Source organism: Chryseosolibacter histidinae, from assembly GCF_018598225.1.
In the GTDB taxonomy this organism is placed as follows: Bacteria; Bacteroidota; Bacteroidia; order Cytophagales; family Cyclobacteriaceae; genus Chryseosolibacter; species Chryseosolibacter histidini.
The window spans coordinates 24,128-38,009 of record NZ_JAHESF010000020.1; the positions used below are offsets into that span (position 1 = coordinate 24,128).

The 13,882-nt window shown below is 50.5% G+C and carries 4 protein-coding genes; all 4 read left to right on the top strand.

What is annotated here, in order from left to right; all coding sequences use genetic code 11:
* The first annotated feature begins 35 nt into the window (after nt 1–35).
* The 4 genes from KK083_RS19080 (at nt 36) to KK083_RS19095 (ending at nt 13,882) form a co-directional block, all read left to right on the top strand.
* On the top strand, nt 36–2,510 hold the full coding sequence (locus tag KK083_RS19080) for a glycoside hydrolase family 95 protein (protein ID WP_254166273.1): 2,475 nt from the start codon (nt 36–38) through the stop codon (nt 2,508–2,510).
* A gap of 548 nt (nt 2,511–3,058) precedes the next feature.
* Nucleotides 3,059–4,177 carry a tail fiber protein gene (locus KK083_RS19085; protein ID WP_254166275.1) on the top strand — a complete coding sequence of 373 codons (1,119 nt, stop codon included), beginning with the start codon at nt 3,059–3,061 and terminating at the stop codon, nt 4,175–4,177.
* 126 nt (nt 4,178–4,303) lie between these two features.
* Nucleotides 4,304–8,296, top strand: coding sequence for a PKD domain-containing protein (locus KK083_RS19090; RefSeq protein WP_254166277.1), 3,993 nt, complete (start codon nt 4,304–4,306; stop codon nt 8,294–8,296).
* Nucleotides 8,297–8,383: 87 nt separating this feature from the next.
* Nucleotides 8,384–13,882 carry a DUF6443 domain-containing protein gene (locus KK083_RS19095; RefSeq protein WP_254166287.1) on the top strand — a complete coding sequence of 1,833 codons (5,499 nt, stop codon included), beginning with the start codon at nt 8,384–8,386 and terminating at the stop codon, nt 13,880–13,882.

Below are 13,882 nucleotides of genomic sequence, written 5' to 3' on the forward strand. Positions count from 1 at the left end.
CTTATGTTGGAGGACTGAGATCAACGACATTCAACATGAGAAAACTATCGATGCTTTGTACGGTGCTGGTCATTTTGAGCCTCCCGGCTTTTGCCCAGCAGGATGCTACGCTGAAGCTGTGGTACAACAAGCCCGCAAGCGTATGGGAAGAAGCCCTGCCCCTGGGTAATGGGAGACTGGCAGCGATGGTGTACGGCGGTCCTCAGAGAGAAGAGCTGCAGCTCAATGAAGAGACCGTCTGGGCGGGCGCGCCGAACAACAACATCAACCCGCGAACAGGGGAGGTGATCGGGGAGATCCGCAAGCTTTTGTTCGAAGGCAAATACCAGGAAGCCCAGGAGGTTGCCGACAAAAATGTGAAGTCGCTGAACGACGGCATGCCCTACCAGCCCATCGGAAGCCTCTACCTCGACTTTGCCGGACATGAGTCATTCACCAACTACTACCGCGACCTGAACATCGAAGACGCCACTGCCACCGTCTCTTATGAGGTGAATGGCATCCGCTATAAAAGAGAGATGTTCGTATCGTTCCCCGACCAGGTTGTTGTGATCCGGTTAACCGCCGGACAACCCGGAGCGATCTCGTGTAAGCTGAGCTTCCAGAGTCCGCACCGTGGCCACAACATCAGGATCGATAACAATACACTGGTGCTGAGCGGAACTACCAGCGACCATGAAGGTGTGAAAGGTGCCGTGAAGTTCGAGACCCTCGCCGGCGCCAGGATCGAAGGCGGGCAAATGATCACCGATGCAAGTGCCATCTCCATTACCGATGCCGATGCTGTGGTGATCTGTGTTTCTGCGGCCACTAACTTTGTGAATTACAGGGATATTTCTGCCGATGCTTATCAGAAAGCCGGTAAATGGCTCAGGCAGGCTTTTGAAAAAAGGGATTATTCGCTGATGCTGAACGATCACAAAAAAGCTTACCGGAATTATTTCGATCGCGTGAAGCTCGACCTGGGGGTTACCGATGCCGTAAAAAAACCGATGGACCAGCGGCTCGCGGCGTTTGCAACGTCTCACGATCCACACCTGGCCGCATTGTACTTTCAGTATGGAAGATACCTGCTCATCTGCGGTTCACAGCCCGGAGGCCAGGCGGCCACACTGCAGGGCAAATGGAACAACAAGCTGGTGCCGCCGTGGGACAGCAAGTATACCATCAACATCAACACCGAGATGAACTACTGGCCCGCGGAAGTGACCAATATCCCCGAAATGCATGAACCCCTTTTCAGCATGCTGGAAGACCTCGCCGTAACGGGAAGGGAAAGCGCACAAAAGACCTATGGCGCCAGGGGATGGGTCACACACCACAACACCGATCTCTGGCGGGTCACCGACCCGGTTGATGGAGCGCATTCCTGGGGAATGTGGCCCATGGGTGGTGCCTGGCTCTCCCAACACCTGTGGGAGCATTATGCTTTCACGGGCGATACTGATTTTTTAAAGCGATATTATCCCGTGCTCAAAGGTGCGAGCCGTTTCTTCGCCGATGTGCTGCAGGAAGATCCGGCAACGAAGTGGCTGGTGGTAGCGCCATCCGTCTCTCCTGAGAATACGTATCATTATGGCGAAGGAAAAAAAGCTTCCGTCACCGCCGGCGCCACCATGGATAACCAGCTGGTCTTCGATCTCTTCAGCCGCACCATCCGCGCCGCCGAGGCATTGAAGTTGGACAAACCTTTTGCAGATTCGCTGCGGCAGCTCAGGAAGCGCCTTCCCCCGATGCAGATCGGCAAGCATGGACAACTGCAGGAGTGGCTGAAAGACTGGGATAACCCCAATGACAAACACCGCCACATCTCTCACCTGTATGGACTTTATCCCAGCAACCAGATCTCACCATTCCGTGAGCCGGAGCTGTTCGCAGCCGCAAGGAATACACTGACGCAACGCGGCGATATCTCTACCGGGTGGTCTATGGGATGGAAAGTGAACTTCTGGGCCAGGCTGCTCGATGGCAACCGCGCCTACAAGCTCATCACCAACCAGCTTTCGCCGGTGGGCACGAACGAAGGTGGCGGAGGTACATACCCAAACCTGTTCGATGCACACCCGCCGTTCCAGATCGATGGCAACTTTGGATGTAGTGCAGGCATCGCAGAAATGCTGGTGCAGTCGCACGATGGAACACTGCACCTTCTTCCGGCACTGCCCGACCAGTGGAAAGACGGTGAAGTGAAAGGACTGAGGGCGCGAGGTGGCTTTGAAGTGGATCTTACCTGGAAAGATAAGAAGGTCACGTCTGTGAAGATCCGTTCTACGCTGGGCGGTGTGTGCCGCGTCAGGGCAGATCAGCCACTTAGCTCGGCAAGCAAGACCTCGCTTGCAAGAGCGAGAGGAGACAACCCAAACCCTTTTTATGAAGTGGATGCCGTGCAGAAGCCATTGATCGTTCCGCAAGTGCAGCTCACAAAAGCGGAGTTGCCAAAGTTCTTTTTATATGATCTGAAGACGGAATCCGGAAAAACATATACCCTGGTGCAGGCTACTGGTAAGTAACGAACTCCTGCCAGCGCTGCGTTTCATTTTAATAGTGTACACGCAATCACACGCAGCTTTGTGCCAGAGCTCAAAGATCAGATAAAACTTTGCACGTCCATGGACTGCTTTGCCCGCCGTAGCTTTAGCGAAGGAGGGTCGACTGTGGACCGTGGACTCCCCGGTCTGTTTAACATATAACGGATTGTGTACACATGATGTAATATTTACGGCCCTGCAAACGTTGTCTCACGTTAAAACACTTGCTTTTAGCGTGATCCATGTTTTGTCACTCGTTGTCATGTCCATCTCTGAACTTGCATCCAACAATGATTTCAGTCAACAACGCTTTGGATGGTGCTTTTTATGGATTCTTGAGTTGTGCATAAAAAAATGAAGAATGACTCTTATCGCGTGTTAAAAAAATAGATAGCTTGCGCCACGGTTTAAACTGCCCCATCAGTAAACTCCCCTGGAAATGTTGCATTGTGTGTCTCACTTGATCAGGATCTGCTTACAACATCCAGCGCCCCGACCCGTATAACATTGAAAATCACTAATTAAGTTTTATGAAATCCCTATTGCTAGCTTTAACCTTTTTGTTTGTTGTTTCCTCTGGTGCTGTTGCGCAGACCGTTACTGCGCAATATCTGGATCCTGGCAGTGATGCTGCCTCCTATGACTATATGCGGTTTGTTGGTACTACTGGTGTTGCTCCCAATATCACTACGCTGTATCCGGGAGGCTTTATGTACAATAAAAGTACGAACCTCGGTTTTGGCAACGGTGATGATTTTACCATCTATACATACGATGGCAGGGACATGATGCTGCGGACCGATGGAGGAAATGTCTTTTTCAACACGAATCGTATCGGTCTCAATACCTACACACCCAATGCCAGGCTTCATATTCCCAACGGCGACATCATCGTTGGTGGCATTGAAGGTATTCAGAATACCATCAATGCTTCACTGATGGTGAAATCACGCGCTGACAACAACGTGACTTATCCGTTCTATGTAGGCAAGTATGGCAGCGGCACGGACCTGTTCTGGGTGCGTGGGGAAGGTAATGCTTATCTCCTTGGCAAGTTTGGTATCGGTACCAACAACCCGGAAGGGCAACTTCAGATCGACAACGCCAACCCTATGATGGTCATTGGCTATGATGAGAAAGTGACAAGTGGTCAAAGCACCCTCCGGTTCTATTCTGGTGTCGCAACTCCTACCGTTTACGCCAATGGTTTTGATATCGTTTATAACAAGACAGTTACCACAGATCGCCTCTCGTTTATGGATGGAGGAAGCATCGAAGTGCTCACGTTGGCGAATGGCGGCATGGTAGGTATCGGCACCACCACTCCCGATGCAAAGCTTACTGTAAAAGGAAACATCCACACCCAGGAAGTGCTCATCGACCTCGCGGGTGCCGTCACTCCCCCCGATTATGTCTTCGAAGAAAACTACAACCTCTCCACACTCGCCGAAGTAGAAGCCTACATCAAAGCCAACAAACACCTTCCCGAAGTTCCCTCCGCCAGCGAAATGTTGCGCGACGGCATGAACGTCACCGAGATGAACATGCTGCTGCTGAAGAAGGTGGAGGAATTGACGTTGCATTTGATTGAGCTGAAGAAGGAGAATGAGAAGATGCAGGAGAGATTGAATAAGTTGGAGAAGAAATAATAGCTAATTACTGAATTAACCCCGCCCGAAGTGAAATTTTTAAGAATCAATCGAACTGCCCTGGCATCAGTGCTTGTATTCGGCATAACATTTCTGCGTGCCTGTTTGCGTCCCTTGAAAATCGGGATGCATGCTGCTGCGTTCTGTTTCGGCATTTCTGCTGCAATGGCGCAGGAAGAAATACCGGTGAACATGTATACCGGTACACCGAATATTTCAATTCCGCTTTGGAATGCTACAGCCCACGACATCATTCAACCCGTGAGCCTCAGTTACAATGCCAACGGCATCAAAGTAGGCGAAAGTGAAGGTTGGTTTGGCGTGGGTTGGGATCTTTCAGCCAGCGGCTCGATCACACGGGAAGTGCGCGGACTGCCCGATGATCTGAACGGGCCCGTGGGAACTCCCCGGAAGGGATGGCTGTATCAACGTTCGTCAGGCGCAGGTATAGCAGCAGAGATTGCTGCATTCGGAGCTACGGCAGACCTTTCGTCCGGCACCTGCAGCGATGAGCAGGCAGATCAGACAGCGATCCATGGCTATCATACGGAACGGATCGACACTGAGCCTGACCTTTTCAGCTACAGTTTCGGAGGTTACTCCGGTTCTTTCGTCTTCGACAATTCAGCAACGCCCATTATCCGTTTTATTCCATATCGCGACTTCAAAATTTCTTACACTACAGTTTCGGGCAGCGATAAAACCATCACAGGCTTTACGATTCGGACCAATGATGGCCTTATTTATACGTTTGGGCGTTCAGTTTCTCTGACCCGGAAAATAATGAATGCGCCGCAAGCGGTAAGTTTTCTCTGGCGTGATTACGATCTTTATAACGGCCAGACCATTGTCAGCAACATCGAATGGAAACTGACCCGGATCGAGTCTCCAAGCGGAGCATATATCAATTTTAACTATTCTCCGGCTCCGTCAGTTGATTCGGAGAACGAGGCAGTACTTGGTATTTATAACGCTTCTGTTTCTGCTGTGAAGACCGTGCCTGCCTATACGGTAAGCACAACAACGGCGCGGTACTGGCTTGACTACATGGAGACTTCAGTCGGCCATAAGGTGGAATTTAAAAAACCGGGAACCACCCTTGATAAAGTAAGGATTCTGGACACACGCAGAGGTGCCGGGAATGAGCTGGTAAAGGAATTCGTGTTCAACTATGTAGCCGTGAGTCATTCGTACGGAGCCACGGGTAGAAAATTTCTTTATAAAGTGTCTGAAACTTCCGGTTGTGATAGAATGCCTCCTTACCAATTCTCTTATGCGGGGGTAAGCTTCCAGAATTTCTCGACCATTAATATCACGTCAACTGGCAATGACTTCTGGGGATATTATAATGGCAAAACCAGGAATAGTGGATTCCCGAAGCTATATGTCTACCCCGGTGAGCCCCTGGCAGAACGTTTCAGGACACATCCTATTCCCGGTTATTCCGGATTGCAGGTGGTACTCGATGGAGACGATCAGATACCAGACGGGAATTTTATGAAGATAGGTACACTTAATCGTATCGACTATCCGTCAGGAGGCTCAACCGTGCTGCAATATGAAGCAAATGAATATTTCGATGCCCGCACCGGTGAGAACCATCCGGCAGGTGGTCTGCGCATAAAATCCATTACGCAATACGATGGCATAAATACACCGGCCCGTATAGCCAAAACGTTCGAATATACCAATCCATCAAATACCCAGCAGTCAGCAGGGCGCCTGATCAGCCGGCCGGATTTTGTAATGCCTGCCTGGAAGTATCGTGATCCTACAGATATGGATAACGCATCGACCATGAAGAGTTACGGCACGCTATCTTCATCCAAAACCACGGAAGAACTCTGGAAAATGCTGCTGATCCGCACTGCAGACGATTTGTCAGAACAGACCTTCACGCAAGGAAGTCCCGTGGGGTATGAATTTGTAACAGTAAAACGTCCGGGTGCTGGTTCTGCCCGGTATGAGTTCATGGTGCCGGGTAAATACGGTGAAACCAGCAACGGCTACTGGTCGGCAACAGAGAATAAATTTGCCCGTCCGTCATCCTGCCCTGGTATGGGTATAGTTGCATCCGGAGGAAGATGGGCATTCCCACGCGCGCAGAACCCGGAGTTCGATTTTGAACGAGGCATCATCTTTAAAAAACATGAGTTCGATGAAAGCGGAAACCCGGTGCGCCTTGTGGAAAACGAATATCAGTATCTGTACAAATCGGGAACGCAGCCAGTCAACGTATGGGGCCTGCACTATGAGCGGTATCCCAACAGCGATGACCCTATCTATTTCTATGGAAAATACTTCCTGCCAACGGAATATGATCGTGTGTTGAAAAAAGAGACGGTAACCACTTATGATGCTACCACAACTGCAAAGAACATTGTTGAGACCACGGAATATGCTTATGAAAGCAGTACGCACAAGCTGCTCACCTCGGTAAAGCGCACTTCGGGTGATGGAACCATCTATACAACAAAGATGAAGTATCCCCTGGACTTTGGTGCCATCCCGGCCAACGCAGAAGATGCCCTGCTTCGTATTAAAGATCTCCAGGATCCCTCACTATTCAGGCATAATGTTGTTATCGAACAACAGCAGCGCGTACAGCGGCCGGGTGGTGCAGACCAGGTCACCGGCGCAACCCTGAGCAAGTTCAGTGATTTCGGTACCAGCGGGAAGATCCTTTTTCAGCAGCAGCTTTCACTCAGCCTGACTTCACCGGTCACCGATTTTTCAGAGGTTACCACTGAGCTCAAAGAAGGCAGCTACAGGCTGAAGCCGGATATGCGGTATGACACAGTCACAACGATCCTGAAATACGATGCTTTTGATAAGCCACTGTCTTCCGTGGGGCCTGACAGAATAACGTCATCGACGGTGTGGGGCTTCGGGCAGAGCATTCCTGTGGCAAGTGTGACCAATGCAAAGCGTGGCGAGTTTGCTTTTAGTGATTTTGAAACCACAACAGGCGACGATTTTGGCCTGACCAATGCTTTTTATGCGGCACCCCGTTCGGGTACAAAAGGACTGCATCCCTATGCGTTGATCCAGAAGACCGTGACCAAACAGTCTGACAATTACCACCTCACGTTCTGGTTCAGGCATAGTTCGGCCGTCACATTCCGCGTAACGATCAAGAACATCGCCTTGACCACAACATACTATGACCAAACTATTCCGGTAACACCGGCAGCGTCGGGTTTTGTTTATGTTGACAACATCATCCCGGTAACATCGGCACCTGCTTCTTTTGTGATCCAGCTTGCGGGGCAGTCACTAACCGCACCTTCGGCATCGTCGCCAACACTCACACCGTCCATCGATGATGTTGCTTTTTATCCCGATCATGCAAGCCTCGCAAGCTTTACTTACACCTTTCCCTTCGGTGTAGACCTTATCACCAGCCAGGGCATTGCCAAACGTACGGTGTTCGACAAGTTGGGAAGGATGGTCAAGACCTTCGACCAGAACGATAACATGCTCAACCGCAACACCTATACGTTCGGCAAACCACTCTTTGCCGTGGATGCAGACTTCAGCGTGCTCTCCACACCTTATTACGGTGACCCGATCTCTTTCAGCGCACCGGAGAACAGTTGTCTTACGGGCGTTACTTATGAGTGGGATTTTGGTGACGGAATATTTACGCCAGGCCCGGCACAGATAACGCATACCTTTACTGATGTCTCGAAAAGTACTTACAACGTGAGACTCAGGGTAAGCTATTCCGCAGGCGCTCCTGTTATCAGAACGCAGCAGCTCGTCATGCAGCTGAAACCGATCAGTGTCAATGGTTGTGTTAATGGCACCATCACCTACAATACCTGCGGCGATCAGATCGAGCGCGTCACCACGTGCAGCCAGTATCCGACTCCTGCTAATGGTAGCGTATTCTATGTAAGCCTCAACGAGTCCATTCCCAATGCCACCTTCACCTGGAAGAAACGGTGGTTGACCAGCACGGAATGGGTAACCGTAGCAACAGGTACTCAGTATACGCTGCCTTACATCAAACCGAACACAGGATCATACGAATTGAAGTGTGAGGTGCGAACGCCCGACGGCCGGTTCGGGGAATACTTTCCGCCCCTCGATATCGTACCCTGTGAGATCAATTAATCCCGTATTGTCATGACCTTTTTTAATATAAAGTATCGCGGGATTGTTTCCGCTTCGATCAGATGCATTGCCTTCTGCGCAGTATTCTTGCTGGTATGTTTAAACTTTTATTCCGCTTCAGCACAGGTGGTGGGAGAGACAGTCAGGTACTCGTATCTGGCGGGAACTACTCCCGTACCCCAGAAGAACGGGGCAGTGACTTCACCCAATGGTGTAATCGTGGGAAGCTCCCGCACGTTCGATTCAGGCACCCAGGAATATACGGAGCACCTGGATGTGCGATGGGATATCAAAGGCCCTGCCACAGTGGAGCTGAAAAGTGGTAGCGCCAATGTTATTTATACCTGGAACGTAACGGTTTCCTGCGGCTCGGGTATTCTGCCAACAGTCGACTACGTGTCCAAACACTGCGGTCCTGCAGAGGTCCCGATCTCCGTTACGCCTGCAGTGGCAGGTTCGGAAGTAAGATGGTATTATACGTCATCACCGACCGAGACCACGCCATTTCTGGTAGGAACTTCGTATAGCCCGACCGTGAGTAGCACCACAACTTATTACGTTTCAACCTATAGTTCCTATTCGTTGTGCGAGACCGCCCGCAAGCCGGTGACCATTACGATCAATCCATTCCCTGGCGCTCCCACCACAGCCGGTACGTTCCTGAAGTGCGGACCTGGAACCATTACACTTTCCGGAAGCCCCGGCTCTAATGCCAATTCATTGCGGTGGTATGATGATACCGAGACGCTACTTCCTGTAGTGGCGCCCGGTTTGTCCTATCAGCCTGACCTAACCGAAACTACCAGTTTTTTTATTAGCAGCTACAGTACATCAACTGGTTGCGAATCGCAATCAAAGATTCCCATCCAGGCTGTGATCGGCTCGGTACCTGCCAAACCGGAGAATACAACCGATGACTGGATCTATGGCTCGGGCTCGGTAAAACTTTCCGTGGCTATCGCCGACCCCGCCCTCCAGGTGCAGTGGTTCACCAACCCTGCTGCAACAGGCACCCCTGCTGCAACAGGTAGCCAGATCACTACGTCTATGCTGTCAACGACAACGCCCTATTATGTCAGGAGTGTAACGCCGGAAGGTTGTGCCAGCGACACGGCATGGGTATACGCCCGCGTGGTTACCAATCTCGTTTCTCCTTCCAATCTCCGGAGTGAAGCCATTCTTCAGCGTGATGTAAAAGACGACACGCAGGCCAATGCGCTGAACCTTGCCGGCAAGCAGACCCAGCAGGTCTATTTCGATGGCATGGGACGTCCCGTTCAGACCGTCGTATACAAAGGCAGCCCCATGCAAAAGGATGTTGTTCAGCCTGTGGAATACGATGGGCTGGGCAGAAGCTCCAAGCAATACCTGCCGTATGCCAATGGTGCAGATGGCAGTTATAAAAGCGCATACCGTACCGATCAGCTCAGCTTTTACAATGCTTCGAACGATAAGATCATCAATGACTCTGTTCCGTATGCTGTGTCCGAGTTTGAGAAGTCACCCATGGGCAGGTTACTAAAGCAGGGTGGGCCAGGAAAGCTATGGCAACCGGAAACAACACACGCAAACCGAGTTGCGTACTCTTACAATACCGGTGCCGTGAGCGATGCGCTGGAAGAAGTGAGGAAGTTCAATGCGGATGGCTCGAGCACCGGGTTTTATGCGGCTAACAAGCTTAACCGGATTCAAACCACTGATGCCGATGGCTTGTTGAAGGTCGTATTTACAGATAGTGAAGGCAGGACCATCGCCAGGAAAGACCAGCTCCAGGAAACGATCGACAATGTGATGGTGAGCTGGCTGGAGACCTATTATATCTATGATGATCTTGGCCAGGTTCGCTACATGATCCCGCCGAAGGGCGTTGCCGCGCTGAAGAGCGCCGGGTGGACATTGACGCAGACCCTTAAGGATAACCATACACACCAATTTCTTTATGATGCGCGAGGCAGGATCGTGGAGAAGAAAGTACCAGGACAGGCCCCGATGTACTATGTCTACGACCAGCTCAACCGCCTCGTGCTCTCACAGGATGGAATATTACGCGCCGATAAAAAATGGATATTCATCAAATATGATCGCGCGGGCCGGCCTGTGATACAAGGGCTTTACAAGAATACTACGCAGACCACGCGTGCCGATGTGCAGGATCTCCTCACACCCCTCTACAAAACTGGTAATAACGAATATCCCGAGAATGCATGGTTTGAAACACGTGCGAGCGTGTTGCACGGATATAGCAACAACTGCTTCCCGAAGACAAACAGCGACAACTCGGCGCTGGAGATCCAGATCGTCAACTTTTACGATGGCTATGATTTTGACGATGCTGACGCCGTCGCTGACTTCGCGTATGTGAACCAGTCATTGCCCGGCGAAGATAAACAGTCGCAGGGGGGAGGCTATGGTATGCCTACTGGCTCGAAGAAACTTGTGTTGGGCAGTAATACCTGGTTGTATAGTTATATCTTTTACGATCAGGCGGGTCGCGCCATTCAGGTGCGCAGCGGCAACCACCTGAACCCTTCAGCGCTTGACGACCTTGCCACCCTCGTATATGCTTTTGATGGCAGGGTGCTTTGCCGGAAAACATACCACAACGCCGGCGCCGGAAAGCAGACTACTGTGGTCAATACATATGAATATGACCATGCCGGTCGTTTGAAAAGGGTATACCAGAACAATAACAACGCGTCCTCAAGCCAGCTCGTGGCCATGTACCAGTACAATGAAGCGGGCCAGCTCGTAGCGAAAAAACTGCATAAGACAGGCGGGTACACGATAACGCCTGACCCATCGATCGGGCAGCCAGGCGTGACATACAGCAATGAGATCAACGCTCCACCGGATGCTGTGCAGCCAGTGTTCGTGGCGAAAACAGCGATCAGGCTCAAACCCGGTTTTACGTTTCAGGGAACAGCGAACGACAAGTTCAAAGCCCGCATCGGCCTTTCTGAAGCGGATGCCCTCGTATTCAACGAAAGCTCCGAGCAGTTCATGCAGGTAGTAGATTACCGCTACGATATCCGGGGCATGCTCACTTCTATCAATAACGCGGCGCTGAATGTTGATGAGAACAACGGCGACACCAATGACTATTTCGGAATGGAGTTGTTGTACAACGGCACAGATAGTGGGCTGGGAAACACGGGACGCTTTAATGGCAACATATCCGCTGTTAAATGGAAAGTGGCTGGCACAACAACAGGGGTACAGGGACAGAAAAGCTACACGTTTGCCTACGACAAGAGTAACAAATTGAAGACGGCGAACTTCCGGGCACGCGGTGCAGGTGCGTGGGATGTTGAAACCGGTGTGCATAACGAAAGTGTTGCTTACGATCACAATGGTAACATTAACACCCTGCAGCGCAACCAACGTAAACACCAGCTTTCACCGTCGCTGATAGCTTCTTATACAGCTGAAACGATGGATGACCTCACGTTCAGCTATAACGCTGGAGCAGGCGATCGCCTTGAAAAAGTGCAGGATGCCAGCGGCAAAGCAGCCGGATTTAAGAACGGCACCAACGATGCTGGTAGTGTTGACTATACATATGATATCAACGGCAACGTTACTGCCGATGACAATAAAGGCATCCAAAGCATCACTTACAACTATCTGGGTAAACCCTCGGTGATCAATTTCACAGATGGACGCAAGATCGAGTATACCTATGATGCCGTGGGTACCAAGCTCACGATGAAAACCTTCCAGGGGGCATCGTTGCAGAGCACAACTGACTATGCCGGCGCTTTTGTCTACGAGAATGGTACCCTGAGCTTTTTCAGTTCTCCGGAAGGCCGGGTAGTGAAGAAGGGTAGCGAGTTGGAATATCAGTACAGCATTGCCGACCACCAGGGCAACACACGCGTGGTGTTCAGCTCGGCGACTCCTTCAGCCAGTGCCAAAACCACTGATTTTGAAAGCTCGACCAATACCGATTTTCAGAATTACCCTGTGTCGGCCGGAGCCCGCAGCAGCCTGCCATTGTTCAACAAAACACCTGGCGGTACCTATTCACAAATGCTGAAGGGCAGCACCAATTCACAGATTGGCGTTGCCAGAAGTTTCAAGGTATATCCGGGCGACAAAGTGAAGATCGAAGCCTATGCCAAATATTTCAACCCGACGGCCAACAGCAGCAATCTAGGTGGTTATGCCACAGCGTTGCTGGGCGCATTCCAGTTACCCACGCCGGCACCGGGTGAAACAGGCACACCTTCGTCAGGCCTGAACACCTGGGGAAGCGCGGTTGCAACGGGAGGTGGCCCTGGCAACACCACTTACCCGAAAGCATTCGTGAACATCCTGCTGTTCGATAAGGACTTCAACTTCCTCGACGTAGCCTACGACCAGATCAATGGCGGCGAGCAGGTAAACGAGTCTCCCAACGTTCCTCATGACCAGATGATGAAGGAATACACCGTGAAAGAAGCAGGTTACGCCTTCGTTTATATTTCCAATGACAACCCCACACAGGTAGAAGTGTATTTTGACGATGTGACCATCACGCACACACCTACGAATATCATTCAGTATAACGAGTATTATCCTTTTGGTCTGCAGGCCGCTACCAGCTGGACTCGGGAGAATAACAAGAATGATTATCTTTACAATGCGGGCACCGAGCTGAATGCGATCAGTGGGTGGTACGAGACGTTCTTCAGAAGCTACGATCCGGTTCTGGGCAGGTTTATGCAGATAGACCCGATGGCGTCGGTTACTCATACACTATCCCCTTATCAGTATGCGGATTGTAATCCTGTATTGTTTAATGATCCATCGGGATTACTGAGAGCACCGAGAGATCTTAATTCTGCAGATTGGAGTGGTTGGACATCTTTTGTAAGTGGAGGCGGTGGAGGTGTTTCAAGGGTTGATTGGAGTTCTCAGTATCGGGATGTTGATGCAAATGCGATGTTCATGTTTAAGCGTGAGTTTAATTCGTATTATGGCATAGAAAATGATCGGGATAGGTTTGATTTTGCACGAGAGGTAGGTACTACTGTTTACGAGGATGGAAAACTGACTTCAGCTGTCGGAGTGAACGGAATCGGTGATGGCAATGGAAATATTATTCCAGGCACGGAAGAATACATTATATATGACCAGCAAGGGGGGCAAGAGTGGTTTCGGACGTTTCTTATGGAAAATTTTGGCGATGAAATACGAGGATTAAATCGCCTCGCAAAAGAATCAGGACAACGTCTCGCTTGGTGGATAGACGCCGAGGGGAAGTATGCCTCAGACCCTGGTATACCAGGCGACACCAGGCGAATTAAGGAGAGAAATACCACATACGTTAGCATCCATGCATACCCTTTGGCAAAGGCAATGGCAGGCGATCCCAGATTGTTGTATGTTGTGGTGGCTCATGAATTGGTTCATGCGACTGACATAATTAATGGAAATCGTGACTTTTGGTACGATTGGTATGGAGAAATTATGGGGCATCAAATAATGGAACACCACGCTTACACCCGGTCAGCAGAGATAGAAAAACAAATGGGAGTTAATTTCGGAGGTGCGATGGGACTGTTTAAATTTCATGTAACTGAAGATTACCTCAACTTAAGATGA

Coding starts and splice junctions, on each gene's coding strand:
- KK083_RS19080 (WP_254166273.1), top strand. CDS start 36: ATGAGAAAACTATCGATGCTTTGTACGGTGCTGGTCATTTTGAGCCTC.
- KK083_RS19085 (WP_254166275.1), top strand. CDS start 3,059: ATGAAATCCCTATTGCTAGCTTTAACCTTTTTGTTTGTTGTTTCCTCT.
- KK083_RS19090 (WP_254166277.1), top strand. CDS start 4,304: ATGCATGCTGCTGCGTTCTGTTTCGGCATTTCTGCTGCAATGGCGCAG.